This is a genomic window from Streptomyces sp. NPDC101234, assembly GCF_044767525.1.
Lineage (GTDB): Bacteria > Actinomycetota > Actinomycetes > Streptomycetales > Streptomycetaceae > Streptomyces > Streptomyces sasae.
The window spans coordinates 1-18,154 of record NZ_JBIWOA010000003.1 but is presented as its reverse complement, the minus strand read 5'-3'; the positions used below and the strand labels follow the sequence as shown (position 1 = coordinate 18,154).

Below are 18,154 nucleotides of genomic sequence, written 5' to 3'. Positions count from 1 at the left end.
GGCGATGGTCAGCGTCCGGGGACGGCCAGGTCTCCCTCGATGTACTGGGCGCGGCCGAAACCGAAGGACCAGTCCTGCGGGTTGTTCTCCATGATGCTGAGGAAGACGTCCTCGCCGCCGACGCCGAGGGGTTCCAGCTGCTTGGCGACGGCGTGGAAGAGGCTCTGCTTGACCTCGGTGGTGCGCCCCGACTGGGTGAAGATCTGGATCATCACCAGATGGTCGGTCCGCTCGAAGCCGAGGCCGGCGTCGAGGGCGATGATGTGGTCGGCGTCGTGCTCGGTGATGACCTGGAACCGGTCCCGCTCGGGGATGGCGAGGACGTCCACGAGCGCGCGGTGCGCCGCGTCGGCGATCGCCCGGATCTCTTCCGGACGGCGTCCGCGGATGAGGTCGATCCGTACGAAGGGCATGGCTCTCGTTCCTTGATCGTCGGGGACTGAATCGTCGGTGGCTGTCGGTGTCTCAGCGGTGCAACTGCACCCAGGTCCCATGGGGTACCGCACGCAGCAGCGAGGACAGGCCTGCCTCGTGGAAGGCGAGTTCGATCTCCGGCAGTCCCTCGGAGAAGTGGGCCCAGCCGTCGTAGTGGGCCGGGATCACCGTAACCGCGCCCAGGACGGCTGTCGCGGCGGCGGCGCCGCGGCCGTCCAGGGACAGCGGGCGACCGTCGAACTTCGTCGGCACGCGGGCGGATCCCGCGTGCAGCACGGCCACGTCGATGTCCGGCACCCGCCGGGAGATCTCCGCGACCGCGCGGATCGAAGCATTGTCGCCGCTGATGTACACGGTCGGCAGGCCCTGCCCGGACAGCACGAATCCGGTGACCTCGCAGTTGACGTTGCCGTCGGCGTCCCGGTCCCCGTCCTCGGGGCCATGGACGGCGGGGACCGCCAGCACGGTCAGCTCACCGGCGCCGTCCGGACGGGGCACGGCGTGGCTCGTCCACGGGGAGAGACCGACGGCGGGCGCACCGAACCGTCGGGCGGCCGTCGGACCGCTGAGCACCAGCGGGGCGGCCTGCGCGAACGCGCGGCCCCGGTCGTCGAGGTTGTCCGGATGCGCCTCGTGGCTGACGAGGACCAGGTCGACCGGCCCCACCGCGTGCTCGTCGACAATGGGTCCGGCCGTCTTGGTGAGGTACCCGTGGGGGCCCGCCGCGTCGAAGGTCGGATCGCTGACGATCCGCAGGCCGCCGAGGTCGATGACGGCCGTGGGCCCGCCCAGGACGGTGATCGCGCGCTCCTGGCGGGACAGTATGAGGCTCATCGTGCCCCTCGCCGGATGATCCAGATGGTCGTGATGGTTCCACTCATGCACAAGACGCTAGTGACCGTCGGGGCCGGTGAGAAATGCCTGTCGCGATCGGTCCATGACCAGCGGGCATAGATTCTGGTCAGTGCGTGGTGCTCGGTGCTGCCCCGGACGCGGCGGCCTGTACGGCGGCGTCCAGGAACCGTCGGATCAGTGTCCGCCGGGCGTCGGGCATATGGACGAGGCTGACCGGGCTCGGCGGTGCGTCGGTGAGCGGGACATAGCGGACGGCGGGGTGCCGGCTGCGGCGTTGCGCTGCCTCGGGGACGATGCCGATACCCCGGTTGGCGGCCACTGTCTCCAGCCACTCGTCGTAGTTCGCCGTTTCGATGATCTGGGCCGGGCGTTGGTCGGCCGGCCACGACCAGGGGCCGGTCGTACCGCTGACGGTATTGACGACCAGCGGCCAGTACCGGACGTCCGTCCAGGCCAGATGACCGAGGCGGGTCAGATCGCTGTGCTCGGAGCACACGGCGATGCGCGGCTCGTCGAACAGATGCAGGGTGCGGGACCCTCGCGGTGCGTCGAAGTCGCCCCGGACCACGGCGATGTCGAGAATGCGCCGCCGCAACGCCTGAAGAGGGTCGTCGGTCCTGGTCAGGGCGACCGTCGCTGCCGTGCTCTCCTCGAAGAGGCCGACGGCCTGCTGCGCCCATGGATCGGGCAGCAGCCAGCTGAAACCGAGCCGCAGGGTGACACGGTGGCCCGCGACGGCGAGCGCCTGATCCAGGGTCGCGAGGACCCGCTCCACGTGGACGAGGAACTCCGCGCCGGTGTCGGTCAGTTCGACGTGCCGTGAGGAGCGGTCGAGCAGCCGTACGCTCAGGTTGCCCTCCAGCTGCGCGATCGTCCGGCTCAGCGCCGGCTGGGTGATCAGCAGTTCCTCGGCGGCCCGGGAGAACGAGCGGTGCCTGGCCACCGACGCGAAGGCCCGCAGGTGACGGAGTTCGACGTCCATGCTCACGGCGTCCCTTTCCAGCATCCATGCCTGCCGTGCATAGCGGCAGCTTAACCGGCATTTCACAGGCACACACACGCTGCCTAGCGTGAGAAGCGACCCCCACAGCCGCCAGGAAGGTGATCAAGGTGCAGACCTCGGCCCCGTCCAGTCCGCGCAGGGAAGGCCCGTGGACGATCGCCGCCCGGGCGGGGGCGGCGCTCGCCGCGGGCATGGGCATCGGCAGGTTCGTCTACACGCCCATCCTGCCGCTCATGCACGCCCAGGCCGGACTCTCGGCGGCCTTCGGGGCGAGCCTGGCGACGGCCAACTTCATCGGCTACCTCGCCGGCGCCGTGACCGGCATCGCCGCGCCCGCCGTCGTACGGTCGACCGCGGCGCTGCGCGGATCCCTCGTCGTACTGGTCCTGACGCTGGGGCTCATGCCGGTCACCGAGGACGGCACCGTCTGGTTCCTGTTGCGCCTGACAGCCGGCGCCGCCAGCGCGCTGATCTTCGTGATCGCCGTCAGCGCCATGCTCGCCCGCCTGCATGCCCATGCCCATGCCCATCACCTGGTCGGCTGGGCCTTGGGCGGCGTCGGCGCCGGAATCGCGCTGTCCGGTCTGCTGGTCGTCGCAGTGCAGTCGGCGTCCACCTGGCAGGCGGCCTGGTGGCTCTGCGCGGCCCTCGCGGCCGTACTCGCCGCCGTGGCCTGGCCGTTGACCCCGCGCACGGAGCCTTCGCAGGCCGCCGCGCGAGCCGGACGGCCGCGTACCCACCGCTGGTTCCTCGCGCTGCTCGCCAGCTACACCTTCGAGGGCATCGGCTACATCGTCGCCGGCACCTTCCTGGTCGCGGCGGTCCAGCAGCACACCACGGGATGGCTCGGCGGCGGCGCCTGGATCGTGGTCGGACTCGCCGCCCTCCCGTCCTGCGCCCTGTGGACGCGGCTGGCCCACCGCTGGTCCCGGCCGGCGCTGCTGTTCACCTCGCTGACCATCCAGGCCGTCGGGATCGCCCTGCCGGCGGTGCTCGGCGGCACCGCGCCCGCGCTCGTCTCCGCCGTGCTGTTCGGCGCCACCTTCATGGGCGTCAGCACGATCGCCCTGTCCATCGGCACCCACCTTCAAGTGCCGCGCGCCGTAGCCCTGTTGACCGCCGGATACAGCGCCGGCCAGATCCTCGGCCCGCTGCTCGCCGCGCCGCTGCTGAGCCGTGGATACCACCAGCCGCTGCTGCTGGGCGCCGGGATGGTGGTGGTGGCCGCGGTTGCCTCCGCCGTCCTCTGCGTCCGCTTCCCGCACCATCTCACCGTCGCGACCGCGACGGCCTGACACCCGCCCCGCGATCGGAGTCGACGTGAACACACTGCAGTCCGGCCTCGGCGTGGACCTTCCCGTCCTCGCCGCCCCCATGGCCGGTGGACCGAGCAGCCCCGCCCTGGTCGCCGCCGCCGCTCGCGCGGGCGGCCTCGGATTCCTGGCCGGCGGCTACAAGACCGCCCAGGCTCTCGCCGGGCAGATCCACACCACACGCCTGGACGGCGTGGCCTCCTTCGGCGTCAACCTGTTCGTCCCGAACCCCGTCCCCGTCTCCGACGAGGCCTACCGGCGCTACGCCCGCGAAGTACAGGCGGAGGCCGACCGCTACGGGCTCACTCTGCCCGAGGAACCGGTCGAGGACGACGATCACTGGACGGACAAGATCGATCTGCTGACCTCGTCCCCCGTTCCCTGGGTCTCCTTCACCTTCGGTATCCCGGGCCGCGTGGTCGTCGACGCCCTCCGCCGGGCCGGAAGCGTCGTCCTGCAGTCCGTCACCTCGGCCGACGAAGCACGCCGAGCGGCCGAGTCCGGCGTCGACGCGCTGATCGTGCAGGCCCAGGCAGCCGGCGGGCACTCCGCCACCCTCACCCCCGCACGGCCCCCCGCGCCGGTCCCGCTGCCCGACCTGATCGCCGCGGTCCGCCACGCCGTGGCCCTGCCCGTCATCGCGACCGGTGGGATCACCACCCCCGACGGCGTGGCAGCCGCACTGCGCGCGGGCGCGGCGGCCGCCATGGTCGGCACCGTCCTGCTGCGCACGCACGAGAGCGGGGCCTCAGCTCCGCACAAGGCAGCCCTGGTCGACCCGGCCTTCGCAGCCACCGTCGTCACCCACGCCTTCACCGGTCGGCCCGCCCGAGCCCTGCGCAACCACTTCACCGACCGCTACGACCCCGTCGCCCCGGCCGGCTACCCCGCCCTGCACCACCTCACCGGCCCCCTTCGCAAGGCTGCCACCGAAGCGGGCGACACCCGCCTGATCCACCTGTGGGCCGGAACCGGACACGGCGAGGCGAGAGTGGAGTGCGCAGCGGACACCTTCGCGCGTCTCGCGAGCCGGCTGTGAAGGACGCCCTGATCGGCCCAGGCTTGGTGGCCACCCGGGTCCTGAACGCCGAGGGCGAGGTCGTCGCGGCCCTGTCGGTGGTTGTGGCCTCCGGGTCGGTGGACCTTCGCGCGGTACGGCCCGCGGTCATCGCCTCCGGCCTCGCCGTGTCCCGCCGACTGGGATGGCAGCCCGCGGTGGGGGTGCGGAAGGTCCGGGAGCACGGGAGCGGGCGCCGCTGGCCCACGGCGAGGAGGATCTCCATCTGACGGTCATGCGGCTTCTGCCGGTCGTACGGCTTCTGCCGGTCACGCGGCCGAGTGGCCGTCGGTCCCCGACTGGCGCTGGCGGAATTCGCCGGGCGTGGTGCCGGTATGGCGGGTGAAGAACTTGCCGAAGTTGGTGGGTTCGGAGAAGCCGAGGCGGCGGGCGATGACGCCGACGGGCTCGTCGGTGTGGGAGAGGAGCCGCTGGGCCTGGAGGGCGACCCGGGCGTCGATGGCCTCCTTGACGGACTGCCCCGTGGCGGCCCGGCAGACACGGGTGAGGGTCTTGACGGTGTATCCCAGGCGGTCGGCGTAGTCCTCGGCGCGCCGGGTGGTGGCGTAGGAGCGTTCCAGCTCGGCGCGGAAGCGGGCGTAGACCTCACTGCCGGGGTGCGGGTCGGTGCGCGTCCCCGGGTGGGGGAGGCGGTCGATGTGCAGCAGGAGCGCGGCGAGCAGCAGCCGCAGGATGTCGCGGGATATCCCGGACGGGCGGGTGTACTCGGCGTGCAGCCGGCTGAGGAGTGCGGAGGTGGCGGCGTAGTCGCCGCCGGTTCCCAGTTGGCGGCAGACGGGCCCGGACCAGTCGTCGGTGAGGTGGACAGCGGCCGCGGTCGGCTCGGGGAAGGCCGGGGTGAACAGCACATGGGTGCCGTTCATGCGGCCGGGATCAGTGAAGCGCTGCACCTGGCCGGGGCGGACCCAGAGCAGGGTGCCGGGGCGGCAGGGGTAGGTGACGAAGTCGACGGTGTGCTCTGCGCTGCCCTCGGTGATCAGGGTGAGGGAGTGGAAGTCGGCGCGGTGCACCCGTTGCAGGCTGCCGTCGGTGACCCGGCCGTGCAGCGCGGCCAGACCGGTGATCTCGATGCCCGGCACGGGAGCGTGCGGCGGGTTGAACCGGAACCCCGGGATGGGGGCCTCCCCGGCCCGGCTGCCGGCCCCGGCATTCGAGCTGATGTCCGTCTTTGACCACGACACGTCTTCACCGTACCTCGTCTGCCAGCCGCTTCGCGCGGACAGTGGAGTGCGAGGCGGCCCGGCGGCCGCGTCCCACCACCAGGAGGCAGGAACACCATGAACGGCACGGTCACCGTCATCGACAAGGGCGCGGTGCGCATCCACAGCTACATGGCCGGTGACGACAGTCTGAACGTCACCACCCAGCTGATCGAGACCCCGGCACGGGTGATCGCCGTCGACGGCCAGTACGCGCTCGCCTACGCCGACGAGGCCGTCGCCTACTCCAGGGGCCTGGGCAAGCCGCTGGACCGGCTGATCATCACCCATGCCCATCCGGACCACTTCCACGGTGCCGCCCGGTTCGGCGTCCCGGTGCACGCGCTGGCCGCGGTGCGCGACCAGATCGCGGCCCAGGGCGACGGCCGGGACCCGGCCGGAACGGTCATCCCGGTCGCCGACATGACCCCGACCGTGGAGATAACGGCGGGCACGGAGGTGATCGACGGCGTCCCGTTCGTCTTCGAGGCCCATCACGGCGGCGAGGCGGCCGACGAACTCGTGATCAGGCTTCCGGAGCAGGGTGTGCTGGTCGCCCAGGACCTCGTCTACCACGCCACGCACCTGTTCCTCGGCAACAACGACATCGCCGGCTGGGCCAAGGCCGTGGACGCGCTGGCCGCCGACCCGGCGTACGACACCGTCCTGGCCGGTCACGGCCTGCCCGCCGGTCCCGAGGTCTTCGACGAACTGCGCCGCTACCTCGCGGACGCGGGCGAACTCCTCGGCGCTGACGGAGCGGCGTACAAGCAGGCCATCATCGAGCGCTACCCCGCGTGGGGCGGCCCGTTCCTGATCGACATCGGCAACCAGTACCTCTTCGGCGCCACCGGCGCCTGACCCCGACACCCACAACGCCACAGCAACAGAAAGAGATCACGTGATGAGCAGGATCGTCGTGTTCGGAGCCGCGGGCAAGGCCGGCTCCCGAATCGTTGCCGAGGCCGCCGCCCGCGGCCACCAGGTCACTGCCGTGGCCCGCGACGCCGATGCGCTGACCGCGCTTCCCGACGGGGTCCGCGCGGTCGCGGGCGACATCACCGACCGGCCCGCGGTCGCCGTCCTCGCCAAGGACGCCGACGTCCTGGTGCTCACCGTGGGCGGCCCGGACGCCACCCTCTACACCGACGCCGTCGACTCCGCCGCCGCGGCCGTCCGCGCACTGGGCCCGGCCGGCCCGCGCATCATCCACATGGGCGGCGGCGCCAGCCTGCTCGACGACGACGGCGTGCGGTTCTTCGACACCCCGAGCTTCCCCGAGGAGTTCAAGCCGTACGCCATCGGCCAGATCCGCGCCCTGGACGCCTACCTCGCTCTCGACTCCGCCGTGACCTGGACCTACGTCTCCCCGCCCCCGGTGCACTTCGCCCCGGGCGAGCGCACCGGCAGCTACCGCACCGGCCTCGACACCCCCGTCGCGGGCGAGGACGGGCAGGCTCGCATCTCCTACGAGGACTACGCCGCCGCCCTCGTCGACGAGATCGAGGACCCCCGACACCTCAACCGCCGCTTCACCGTCGGCTACTGAGCCGCACGCAACGCGCTCGGTGACGACCCTTATGCCGACGCCGCCCGCCAGCGAACACGGCCGCCGCCTCGGGCGTGGTCCGCTCGCGGTGAACGGTGCCGGTGCCCCGGCGGCGTCACCGAAGCCGGCCGACCCGCACCCGCTCGCCCTGGACGCCCTCGGCCACGGCTACTCGGTCGGCTTCGTCGTCTGCGGCCCGGCCGTGCCGGGGAAGCGCCGTGCACCAGGCGTCGCGAGTGACGTCCTCGGCGCAGATCAGAGCAAGGTCACGACAGCACCCGAACATTCCCGGCAGGTCGACGCAGTCGGGAGGGACGGGCAGAGCGCGGGCTGCCCATGCCGATCGTCGCCCTGCCCGGCCGGGACGCGCTAGGGACGGCCCGCCCCGCTCGTGCGTTGCGGATCCGTCGTCGCGGGCGGCGTCCGGTCCGGGGACAGGTCGAAGTTCACGTCCACCACGCCCTCGACGGCCCTGACCAGCCGTGCCGCCACCGGGACCAGGGACGTGTCGCGGATCCGGCCGACGAGCGTCACGACCCCCTCGCGGACGTCCACACGCAGCACGGACGCGGGGGAGGGGAAGAGGTACGACACGATCTCACGGCGGACCTCCTCCGCGATCTCCTCGTCGCCGCGCAGGAAGACCTTGAGCAGGTCGGTGCGGCTGATCACGCCCTGCAGGACGCCCACGTCGTCGGTCACCGGCAGGCGCTTCACCCTGGCCCGTGCCATGATCCGCGCGGCCTGCGCGAGCGTGGTGTCCGGGCGGACGGTGAGTGCGGGGGCGGTCATCAGTTCGCCCGCACTCAGGGCACCGGCCTTGGCCAGTTCGTCGATGCGGCGCAGCTGGGTGTACCGGTCGGGGTCACCGTCCCGGAACTCCTCCTTGTGCAGCAGGTCCGCCTCGGAGACGACGCCGACGACCCGGCCCTCGCCCTCGATCACGGGCAGGGCGCTGACCCGCCAGTCCCGCATGAGTTGCACGAGCTCCTTGAAGGGGGCGTCGCGTCCGACGCTCACGACGGTCGTCGTCATGACGTCGCTGACGATGTGCGGCGTGCCGTGCATGTCGGTCACTCCTCGCTCGGTTGCTCGCGCCGGCGCCGTACGGGGCGTACAGGGCGAGCACTCGGGTACGGGCCGCGCGCAGCGGTGGGCCAGTACTGCACGTACGGGCCGAACAGCCAGGACCAGCCGACCAGTTCGTCGGGGCCGAGGTTCTCGATGACGGCCGCCCGGCGGCCGGGCACATGCATGTCCAGTTCGATCCGGCCGGTTCGGACGATCCAGAACCGGTCGGCGCGGCCGCCCTCCTCGAAGAGCCGGGCCCCGGGGGCGATGGACACCTCCTGGGCGGTCCTCATCAGCCGGTCCCGGTACTCGGGCGGGAGCGTGCGCAGCACGCCGGGGGTCGGGGATGCGGTCATGGCGGCCTCCCGGCTCGGGCTTGCCTGGTCCTACGGCCAGCGTGTGCCGCCGGGCGCGGGCCTGCCATGGGCCGAGCGGACCCGCCGGCCCGGGACCATCAGCACGCCCACGGGCCGTACGGCCGCTCCCGCCACCCCGGCGTGGCGCAGAACCATCGGTCCCGCATCGCACCGATCCCAGCACCACGCACAAGGAGCACAGCCATGTCCACGACCCCGGCGACCGGGAAGCGCCCCGCGCTCCCGGCCGCGCTCGGCCTGCCCGCCGCCTCCGCCCTGGTGATCGGCAGCATCATCGGCACCGGAGTCTTCGCCCTGCCCTCCGCACTGGCGCCCTACGGGCCGATCGCGCTGGTCGCGTTCGGCGCCGTGACCCTCGGCGCGCTCGCCCTGGCGCTGACCTTCGGCGCGCTCGCCGGCCGCACCACGGCCAGCGGAGGGCCGTACGTCTACGCCCGCGAGGCCTTCGGCGAGTTCGCGGGATTCCTCAACGCGTGGTCGTACTGGATCACCGCGTGGGCCGGCAACGCGGCGATCGTGGTGGCCTGGGTGGGTTACGTCGAGGTCTTCGTCAACACCGGCCACCGGAAATGGATCTCCGTTCTCCTGGCGCTGGCCGGCCTCTGGATACCCGCCGCGATCAACCTCACCGGCGTGCGGAACATCGGCGCCTTCCAGGTGGTCACCACCGTGCTGAAGTTCGTCCCGCTGGTCTTCATGGCCACCGTCGGGTTGCTGTTCGTCGACTCCGGAAACTTCGGCTCCTTCAACGCGAGCGGCCAGTCGGCGCTGGGCGCGATCTCGGCAGCCGGCGCCATCGCCCTGTTCAGCTATCTGGGTCTGGAGGCCGCCTCGGTCGTCGCCGGACGCGTCCGTGAGCCAGGCCGCAACGTGCCGCGGGCCACCGTGTACGGCACGCTGGTCTGCGCCGTCATCTACATCCTGGGCACGCTGGCCGTCTTCGGCACGGTGTCGCACACGAAGCTCGGCGGCTCCACCGCGCCGTTCACCGATGCGGCGAACAACATCTTCGGCGGCACCTGGGCCGGCGACCTGGTCGCCATCGCCGCCATCGTCTCCGGCATCGGCGCCCTCAACGGCTGGACCATGCTGTGCGCGGAGATGCCGTACGCCGCCGCCCGCGACGGGCTGTTCCCCGGGGTCTTCGCACGGCTGCGCGGCGAGAAGGACGTGCCCGCCTTCGGGATCGTCGCCTCGACCGTGCTGGCCTCGCTGATCACCGTGTTCAGCTACACCCGCTTCGAGGACGTCTTCACCAAGATCGTGCTGCTGAGCGTCCTGACCGCGGTGATCCCGTACCTGTTCTCCGCCGCCGCGCAGCTGTACTGGCTGCTGGTCCGCGGCCGGGACGCCCTCAGCCCGCGCCGGCTCGCCCGCGACACGACGGTTGCCGCGCTGGCCCTGGCCTTCTCCTACTGGTCCATCCAGGGCAGCGGTTACCAGACCGTCTACTACGGCCTGTTCGTCCTGCTGCTCGGTGTGCCGGTCTACGTCTGGCTGAAGCGGGACCAGAGCCGCAGCACCGCTACCGAGCAGCGGGCGCCGGAGACCGCCACCCCGGACGTGCGGCACTCGCGCGGGCTGCGCACGAACCGCGTCGGCGGTGCCCGCAAGCCGCGCTCCCTCCGCCACCAGGACTGACCCCGCGCCCCCGGAAAGGCCACCATGAACACCTTCCACGTCGACTCCGAGGTCGGCCCGCTGCGCCAGGTGATCCTGCACCGTCCCGGCCTCGAACTCGCCCGCCTCACCCCGCGCAACGTCGACGCCCTGCTCTTCGACGACATCCTGTGGGCCAAGCGCGCCCGTGAGGAGCACGACGCCTTCGCCCAGGTGCTGCGCGACCACGGTGCCCGCGTCCACCACTTCGCCGACCTGCTCGCCCAGACCCTCGCCCTGCCGGAAGCCCGCGACTGGCTGCTGGACCGGGTCGTCACTCCGGCGGGCGTCGGCCCCGCACTCGTCGACCCCGTCCGCGACCTGTGCGCGGAACTCGACGGCGAGACGCTCGCCGGATACCTCATCGGCGGGATCCTCAAGAGCGACCTGCCGCTGGCCGCACCGCAAAGCCTGGTCTGGAGCGCGCTGGACGCCGACGACTTCGCGCTCGCGCCCCTGCCGAACCACCTCTTCCCGCGCGACAACTCCTGCTGGATCTACGACCGTCTGTCGGTCAACCCGATGGCGAAACCGGCCCGGCGGCGGGAGAGCCTGCATGCCGAGGCCGTCTACCGCTTCCACCCGCTGTTCGCCGGCACGACGCTGCTGGACGGTGTGGCGGGCACCCTGGAGGGCGGTGACGTGCACGTCCTCGGCAACGGCGCCGTCATGGTCGGCATGGGTGAACGCACCACCGCGCAGGCGGTGGAGAACCTGGCCGCCCGGCTGTTCGCCGACGGCACCGCGTACCGGCTCGTCGCCGTCAAGCTGCCGTCCGCCCGCGCGTACATGCACCTCGACACGGTCCTGACCATGGTCGACCGCGACGCCTTCACCATCTATCCGGGACTCGCCGACTCCCTGCGCTCCTGGACGCTCACGCCCAGCAGCACCCGCGACACCGGATTCGACGTCACCCCGGACTCCGACCTGGCCACCGCCCTCGCCGAGGCCCTCGACCTGGACAAGGTCCGCATGCTCTCGGCGCCCCAGGACATCCGGGGCGCCGAGCGCGAGCAGTGGGACGACGGCAACAACTTCCTCGCCGTCGCGCCCGGCGTGGTCGTCGGCTACGAGCGCAACGTCACCACCAACACCTACCTGCGCAAGCAGGGCATCGAGATCATCACCATCGCCGGTGCCGAACTCGGCCGCGGCCGGGGCGGCCCGCGCTGCATGAGCTGCCCGATCGAACGCGACCCGGCCGTCTGACAGAGCAAGGGACCCCACCATGACCGTCGACCTGCGAGGCCGCTCCTACTTGAGCGAACTCGACTTCACCGCCGCCGAGATCCACCACCTGCTGGGCCTCGCAGCCCAGCTCAAGGCCGAGAAGCGCACCCGCACCGAGCGGCCCCGGCTGACCGGCCGACAGCTCGCGCTGATCTTCGAGAAGACCTCCACCCGCACCCGGTGCGCCTTCGAGGTCGCCGCCGCCGACCAGGGCGCCCACACCACCTACCTGGGCCCCGGCGACACCCACATCGGCGGCAAGGAGTCCGTCGCCGACACCGCCCGCGTACTCGGCCGCATGTTCGACGGCATCGAGTACCGGGGCGGCGTCCAGTCGACCGTCATCGACCTCGCCGCCCACTCCGGCGTCCCCGTCTACAACGGCCTCACCGACACCGCGCACCCCACCCAGAGCCTGTGCGACGTCCTCACCATGCACGAGCACAGCCGCAGGCCACTGCAGGACATCGCCTACTGCTACCTCGGCGACGCCCGCAACAACATGGGCAACTCGCTGCTGTCCATGGGCGCGCTGCTCGGCATGGATGTCCGGATCGCCGCGCCCGCCGCGCTGTGGCCCGACCCCGCGCTGGTCACCCGCTGCCGGGAACTGGGCGAGCGCAGCGGAGCCCGGATCCTGCTCACCGAGGACGTCGGGACCGCCGTGCGCGGCGCCGATTTCCTCCACACCGACGTCTGGGTTTCCATGGGAGAGCCGGCGGACACCTGGCGGGAGCGGATCGAGCTGCTGCTGCCCTACCAGGTCAACGACAAGACGCTGGCCGCCACCGGCAACCCGGACGTGAAGTTCATGCACTGCCTGCCCGCCCTGCACGACCGCAGCACCCGCCTGGGCCGGGAGCTCTTCGAAGCCCACGGTCTGGACGGTCTGGAGGTCACCGACGAGGTGTTCGCCTCGCCGGCGTCGATCGTCTTCGACCAGGCGGAGAACCGGCTGCACACCATCAAGGCCGTACTCGTCGCCACCCTGGAGGACTGAACCGTGCGTATCGTCGCCGCCCTCGGGGGCAACGCCCTGCTGCGCCGGGGCGACCACCCCGACGCGGCCGTCCAGGAGGCGAACGTCGAGCGGGTCGTCACCGCCCTGGCCGCCCTCGCCCACGAACACGAACTGGTGATCACCCACGGCAACGGCCCGCAGATCGGCCTGCTCGCCGTCGAGAGCGTCGCGGACCCCGCGCTGACCGCCCCCTACCCACTGGACCTGCTCGGTGCCGAGACCCAGGGCATGATCGGCTCCCTGCTGGCCCGCGCCCTGCACAACGCGCTGCCCGGCCGCCGAATCGCCACACTCGTCACCCACACCCTCGTACGGGCCGACGACCCGGCCTTCGGCCGGCCCACCAAGTTCGTCGGCCAGGTGTACTCCGGAAAGGCCGTCCCGACCCTTGCACGGCTGCGCGGCTGGCAGGTCGCGCGGGACGGCGACGGCTGGCGGCGCGTCGTACCCTCCCCCAGCCCGGAGGGCATTGTGGAGACGGAGACCGTTCACGAACTGCTCGCCGTCGGCACGCTGGTGATCTGCGCGGGCGGCGGAGGCGTGCCCGTCACCGCCGACGCCGGCACCGGAGCCCTCACCGGGGTCGAGGCGGTCGTCGACAAGGACCTCACCGCCGCCCTGCTCGCCGAGGAGCTCAAGGCCGACTTCCTGCTCATCCTCACGGACGTGCCGTGCGTGTACGAGGGCTACGGGACCCCACGGCAGCGCCCGCTGGACGACGCCACCCCGAGCCGGCTGCGCCGGGGCGGCTTCCCGGAGGGCTCGATGGGCCCCAAGACGGAGGCCGCAGCCCGGTTCGTCGAACGCACCGGCGGCCTCGCCGCCATCGGCGCCCTGGACGCCGCGTACGAGATCGTCCACGGCCGCTCGGGCACCCTGGTCCGCCCGGACCTCATGGGCGAGTGAGCGGCAGCCGGGGGCCGTCCGGCCCCGCGACCGGGACCTGCCGGCACTCCCCGCGATCACCGCGGCAGACCACCATTCGAAGCGAGAGCCGTCCAGCCGAGGAGAGAACCGACGATGACCGCGACCATGACCGTCGGCAGCCGTACGGATGCCTGGCGGGGCTTCACCGGCATCCGCTGGCGCGAGCAGATCGACGTGCGCGACTTCATCCAGGCCAACTACACACCGTACGAAGGGGACTCCGCGTTCCTGAGCGGAGCCACCGGGCGCACCCGTGCCGTCTGGGAGAAGGTCAGCGTCCTGTTCCCCGAGGAGCGGCGCCGGGGCGTCCTCGACGTCGACACCGCCACCCCGTCCACCATCACCTCGCACGCGCCCGGGTACATCGACCGCGACCGCGAACTGATCGTCGGACTCCAGACGGACGCCCCACTCAAGCGCGCGATCATGCCCAACGGCGGCCTGCGGATGGTGGAGAACGGGCTGCGGGCGTACGGCTACGAGCCCGACCCGTTCGTGACACGCGTCTTCGGCACCTACCGCAAGACCCACAACGACGGGGTCTTCGACGCCTACACACCCGAGATGCGCGCCGCCCGCAGGGCAGGCATCATCACCGGACTGCCCGACGCCTACGGCCGCGGCCGGATCATCGGCGACTACCGGCGGGTGGCCCTGTACGGCACCGACCGTCTGATCGAGGCCAAGCGCGCCGAACGCGCCATGCTGGACGGGCTCGACTCCACCGCCGACGTCGTCCGCGACCGCGAGGAACTCGCCGAGCAGGCAAGGGCGTTGACCGAACTGACACAGATGGCGGCGACGTACGGCTGCGACGTCTCCCGCCCCGCCGGCACCGCCCACGAGGCCGTCCAGTGGCTGTATCTCGCCTACCTGGCCGCAGTGAAGGAGCAGAACGGCGCGGCGATGTCGCTCGGCCGCACCTCCACGTTCCTCGACGTCTACCTCCAACGGGACCTGGCGGACGGGACCATCGACGAGACCCGGGCCCAGGAGCTGATCGACGACTTCGTGATCAAGCTCCGGATCGTACGATTCCTGCGCACCCCCGAGTACGACGCCCTGTTCTCCGGCGACCCGACCTGGGTGACGGAGTCCATCGGCGGCATCGGCCAGGACGGCCGGCCGCTGGTCACCCGCACCTCCTTCCGGTTCCTGCAGACCCTGTACAACCTCGGCCCCGCCCCGGAACCCAACCTGACGGTGCTGTGGTCGCCCCGACTCCCCCCGGGATTCAAGGAGTTCTGCGCCCAGGTCTCGGTCGACACCAGCGCCGTCCAGTACGAGTCCGACGAACTGACCCGCCCGCGCACCGGCGACGACACGGCGATCGCCTGCTGTGTGTCGGCGATGGCGGTCGGCAGGCAGATGCAGTTCTTCGGAGCGCGGGTCAACCTCGCCAAGGCGCTGCTCTACGCGGTCAACGGCGGCCGGGACGAGCTCTCCGGCGAACAGGTGGCCCCCGCTGCACCGCCGTTGACCGGGGAGTACCTGGACAGCGACGAACTCGCCGCCGCCTACGACCGGATGCTGGACTGGCTGGCGCGGACGTACGTCAACGCGCTCAACGTCATCCACTACATGCACGACAAGTACGCCTACGAACGCGTCGAGATGGCCCTCCACGACCACCCCGTGCACCGCTTCATGGCCTGCGGAATCGCCGGCCTGTCCGTCGCCGCGGACAGCCTGTCCGCCGTGAAGTACGCCCGGGTCAAGGTGATCCGGGACCCGGAGACCGGACTCGCCGTCGACTACGAGGTCGAGGGGGACTACCCGGCGTACGGCAACAACGACGACCGCGCCGACGAACTCGCCGTCGGTCTGGTCGAGTCCTTCATGGCCAAGGTGCGCCGACACCCCACCTACCGGAACGCCGAGCACACCCAGTCCGTCCTCACTATCACCTCCAACGTCGTCTACGGCAAGCACACCGGCAACACCCCCGACGGCCGCCGCGCCGGACAGCCCTTCGCTCCCGGCGCCAACCCGATGAACGGCCGCGACCGGCACGGGGTCGCCGCATCCGCGCTCTCGGTCGCCAAGCTGCCGTACGAGCAGGCCCGCGACGGCATCTCGCTCACCACGACCATCACCCCGGAGGGCCTGGGACACCGCCCGGAGGAACGCGCCCGCAACCTGGTGGGCATCCTCGACGCCTATATGGCGGCCGGCGGCTTCCACATGAACGTCAACGTCCTGGACCGCGCCACCCTGGAGGACGCCATGGAACACCCGGAGAGGTACCCGGACCTGACGATCCGGGTGTCCGGGTACGCGGTCAACTTCGTCCGGCTGACCCGCGAGCAGCAGCTCGACGTGATCAGCCGCACCTTCCACGGATCGTTGTGAGCACCCTGGTACGGGGCCGGATCCACTCCTGGGACCTGTCCACCGGCGTGGACGGTCCCGGGACCCGGTTCGTGCTCTTCGTGTCCGGCTGCCCGCTGCGCTGTCTGTACTGCGCGAACCCGGACACCTGGCACATGCGCGACGGACGGGAGGTGACCGTCGACGAGGTCATGGCGGAGATCGAGAAGTACCGCGCGTTCATCACCACGGCCGGCGGCGGAGTGACCGTCACGGGTGGCGAACCGCTGCTCCAGCCCGCCTTCACCGGCGAACTGCTGCGGCGCTGCAAGGAGGCCGGGCTGCACACGGCGCTCGACACCTCCGGCTTCCTCGGCGCGCGCGCCTCCGACGAACTCCTCTCCCACACCGACCTGGTCCTGCTGGACATCAAGTCCTTCGACATCAACACCTACCGGCGCCTCACGGGCGGCGAACTCGCCCCCACCCTGAGCTTCGCCACCCGCCTCGACCGGCTCGGCGTGCGGATGTGGATCAGGTACGTCCTGGTCCCGGGCTGGACCGACGCCCCGGAACCCGTCGACGGCCTGGCCCGCTTCGTCGCGGGCCTCGATTCGGTCGACCGCGTGGACATCCTGCCGTTCCACAAGCTGGGCGCCGCGAAGTACGAGGCCCTCGGCATCCCGTTCCCGCTGCGCGACACACCGAGCCCCGCGCCGGACTCGGTCGAGCGGGTACGGCACCAGTTCCGCGCCCATGGCTTGTGGGCTCACTGAACGAGGGCTCCCGTTGGTCCGCCGTATCACCCACCAGCCAGGGCCGACCGGCCAATCACAAGGACCTGCGGCCCCTGCCGGAGATCCCGTCCGAGGACGACGCTCGTACCGGAAACCCCGTTCAGGAGGCAGAGATCATGACCCGTACCGTCACCGTCGGTCTCGACGGCTCTCCCGAGAGCCGCGCCGCGGCCGAGTGGGCGGCCCGTGAGGCGGAGTTGCTCGAACTGCCGCTCAAGCTGGTGCACGTCTGGGAGCCCGTACCGGCGCCCGTGGCGCAGGCACCGGTGCTCGGTCCCGAGACCCACCGGCACTGGAGCGAGCGCATACCGCGCGAGGCGGCCGAGGGTGTGCGGCTGCGTCACCCTGGCCTCGACGTGAGCACCGAGCAGGTGTCCGGCAGGCCTGCTGACGTCCTCGTGGGCGCGGCGAACGACGCCGAACTGCTCGTCCTCGGCTCCCGCGCCCTGGGCGGCATCGGCGGGTTCATGGTCGGCTCCGTCGGCCTGTCCGTCGTCGCCCACGCCGAACGGCCGGTCGTCCTGGTCCGCGCCGGGGAACAGGCCGCCGAGGAGCACGAGTCGGCCCCCTTCGGCGTCCCGTCCGCGCAGACACCGTTCCGGCCCGTCGTCCTCGGCCTCGACATCGAGAGCCCCGACGACGACCTGATCGCGTTCGCCTTCGCCGCGGCCGCCCGCCGGGGTACGTCGCTGCGGGTCGTGCACGGCTGGAACCCGCCCTACTCCTACGACACCTACGGCATGGCCGTCGACCTGGGTCTCCGCGAAGAGCTGGCACGGTATGAAGGCACCGCGTTGACCGAGGTCCTGCGCCCCTGGCGGGAGAAGTTCCCAGCCGTCGAAGTCATCGAGCAGTCCCACTGCGGAACCCCCGGCAACCACCTCGTCGACGCCTCCCGCGAAGCCTGCCTCGTGGTCGTCGGCCGGCGTGCCCGTCGCAGCCCGTTCGGCACCCACATCGGCTCCGTCACCCATGCCGTCCTGCACCACTCCACCGCCCCCGTCGCCGTCGTCCCGCACAGCTGACCTGCTGGGGGCTGCCCACTGCAGACGCAGCAGTTCCGTCTCCTGCTCCTTGCGCGGCAGCTCCGCCGCGTTCTGGCCGGCCATCCCGCCTACACCGCCCGACGCCCCCCCCGCGACTTCTGGAGTCTTTCCATGTCCAAGGCCGAACACCAGGGCGCCACCATGCTTTCCGACGACGAACTGCGCACCCTGGACGCGCACTGGCGTGCCGCGAACTACCTGGCCGCGGGCCAGATCTACCTGATGTCGAACCCGTTGCTCGCCGAGCCGTTGCGGCCGGAGCACATCAAGCCCCGGCTGCT

At 71.6% G+C, this 18,154-nt stretch carries 18 protein-coding genes and 1 pseudogene; 13 read left to right on the top strand and 6 right to left on the bottom strand.

Annotated features, from left to right (window positions below):
* Positions 1–8: 8 nt before the first annotated feature.
* From ACIRR9_RS06540 to ACIRR9_RS06530, 3 genes are all read right to left on the bottom strand, one after another.
* Positions 9–413, bottom strand: coding sequence for a tautomerase family protein (locus tag ACIRR9_RS06540; protein ID WP_403748237.1), 405 nt, complete (start codon positions 411–413; stop codon positions 9–11).
* 52 nt (positions 414–465) lie between these two features.
* Positions 466–1,269 (bottom strand): MBL fold metallo-hydrolase, encoded by an 804-nt coding sequence (locus ACIRR9_RS06535; protein WP_403748236.1) that lies wholly within the window; start codon positions 1,267–1,269, stop codon positions 466–468.
* Between the two features lie 127 nt (positions 1,270–1,396).
* Positions 1,397–2,272, bottom strand: a complete 876-nt coding sequence (locus ACIRR9_RS06530) for a LysR family transcriptional regulator (protein ID WP_403748234.1) — start codon at positions 2,270–2,272, stop codon at positions 1,397–1,399.
* 128 nt (positions 2,273–2,400) lie between these two features.
* Here ACIRR9_RS06530 and ACIRR9_RS06525 point away from each other — a divergent pair, with 128 nt between their 5' ends.
* Genes ACIRR9_RS06525 through ACIRR9_RS06515 form a run of 3 tightly spaced genes read left to right on the top strand, consistent with a single transcriptional unit; the run spans position 2,401 to position 4,893 of the window.
* A complete protein-coding gene (locus ACIRR9_RS06525) occupies positions 2,401–3,588 on the top strand; it encodes a YbfB/YjiJ family MFS transporter (RefSeq protein ID WP_403748231.1) in 1,188 nt (395 codons plus the stop codon).
* A gap of 25 nt (positions 3,589–3,613) precedes the next feature.
* On the top strand, positions 3,614–4,645 hold the full coding sequence (locus tag ACIRR9_RS06520; RefSeq protein WP_403748229.1) for a nitronate monooxygenase: 1,032 nt from the start codon (positions 3,614–3,616) through the stop codon (positions 4,643–4,645).
* On the top strand, positions 4,642–4,893 hold the full coding sequence (locus ACIRR9_RS06515; protein ID WP_403748227.1) for a hypothetical protein: 252 nt from the start codon (positions 4,642–4,644) through the stop codon (positions 4,891–4,893). The genes ACIRR9_RS06520 and ACIRR9_RS06515 overlap by 4 nt, the downstream gene beginning before the upstream one ends.
* Positions 4,894–4,932: 39 nt before the next feature.
* On the opposite strand, the gene ACIRR9_RS06510 is transcribed toward ACIRR9_RS06515, so the two are convergent.
* Positions 4,933–5,865, bottom strand: a complete 933-nt coding sequence (locus ACIRR9_RS06510; RefSeq protein ID WP_403748225.1) for a helix-turn-helix domain-containing protein — start codon at positions 5,863–5,865, stop codon at positions 4,933–4,935.
* 96 nt (positions 5,866–5,961) lie between these two features.
* Here ACIRR9_RS06510 and ACIRR9_RS06505 point away from each other — a divergent pair, with 96 nt between their 5' ends.
* A complete protein-coding gene (locus ACIRR9_RS06505; RefSeq protein WP_403748223.1) occupies positions 5,962–6,744 on the top strand; it encodes an MBL fold metallo-hydrolase in 783 nt (260 codons plus the stop codon).
* 43 nt (positions 6,745–6,787) lie between these two features.
* Positions 6,788–7,432 carry an NAD(P)-dependent oxidoreductase gene (locus ACIRR9_RS06500; protein ID WP_403748222.1) on the top strand — a complete coding sequence of 215 codons (645 nt, stop codon included), beginning with the start codon at positions 6,788–6,790 and terminating at the stop codon, positions 7,430–7,432.
* 369 nt (positions 7,433–7,801) lie between these two features.
* Here ACIRR9_RS06500 and ACIRR9_RS06495 read toward each other — a convergent pair whose 3' ends face one another.
* Entirely contained in the window at positions 7,802–8,500 is a 699-nt protein-coding gene (locus ACIRR9_RS06495; protein ID WP_403748219.1) for a CBS domain-containing protein, read from the bottom strand.
* 22 nt (positions 8,501–8,522) lie between these two features.
* Positions 8,523–8,859 (bottom strand): annotated as a pseudogene (locus tag ACIRR9_RS06490) (cyclic nucleotide-binding domain-containing protein); the annotation flags it as partial.
* A gap of 204 nt (positions 8,860–9,063) precedes the next feature.
* Between ACIRR9_RS06490 and ACIRR9_RS06485 the strand changes: the two are divergent.
* From ACIRR9_RS06485 to ACIRR9_RS06450, 8 genes are all read left to right on the top strand, one after another.
* Complete coding sequence (locus tag ACIRR9_RS06485; protein ID WP_403748217.1) at positions 9,064–10,521, top strand: APC family permease; 1,458 nt, start codon at positions 9,064–9,066, stop codon at positions 10,519–10,521.
* A gap of 24 nt (positions 10,522–10,545) precedes the next feature.
* Positions 10,546–11,751, top strand: coding sequence for an arginine deiminase (locus ACIRR9_RS06480; protein ID WP_403748215.1), 1,206 nt, complete (start codon positions 10,546–10,548; stop codon positions 11,749–11,751).
* Positions 11,752–11,770: 19 nt separating this feature from the next.
* A complete protein-coding gene (gene argF, locus ACIRR9_RS06475; protein WP_403748213.1) occupies positions 11,771–12,772 on the top strand; it encodes an ornithine carbamoyltransferase in 1,002 nt (333 codons plus the stop codon).
* A 3-nt stretch (positions 12,773–12,775) separates the two neighbouring features.
* Positions 12,776–13,699, top strand: a complete 924-nt coding sequence (locus ACIRR9_RS06470) for a carbamate kinase (protein ID WP_403748210.1) — start codon at positions 12,776–12,778, stop codon at positions 13,697–13,699.
* A gap of 114 nt (positions 13,700–13,813) precedes the next feature.
* Positions 13,814–16,072, top strand: a complete 2,259-nt coding sequence (gene pflB, locus ACIRR9_RS06465; RefSeq protein WP_403748208.1) for a formate C-acetyltransferase — start codon at positions 13,814–13,816, stop codon at positions 16,070–16,072.
* Positions 16,069–16,806 (top strand): pyruvate formate-lyase-activating protein, encoded by a 738-nt coding sequence (pflA, locus tag ACIRR9_RS06460; RefSeq protein ID WP_403748206.1) that lies wholly within the window; start codon positions 16,069–16,071, stop codon positions 16,804–16,806. Before pflB ends, pflA begins: the two co-directional genes overlap by 4 nt.
* Positions 16,807–16,943: 137 nt before the next feature.
* Entirely contained in the window at positions 16,944–17,852 is a 909-nt protein-coding gene (locus tag ACIRR9_RS06455) for a universal stress protein (RefSeq protein WP_403748205.1), read from the top strand.
* A gap of 132 nt (positions 17,853–17,984) precedes the next feature.
* On the top strand, positions 17,985–18,154 hold a 170-nt coding region (locus tag ACIRR9_RS06450), incomplete at its 3' end, for a hypothetical protein (protein WP_403748992.1).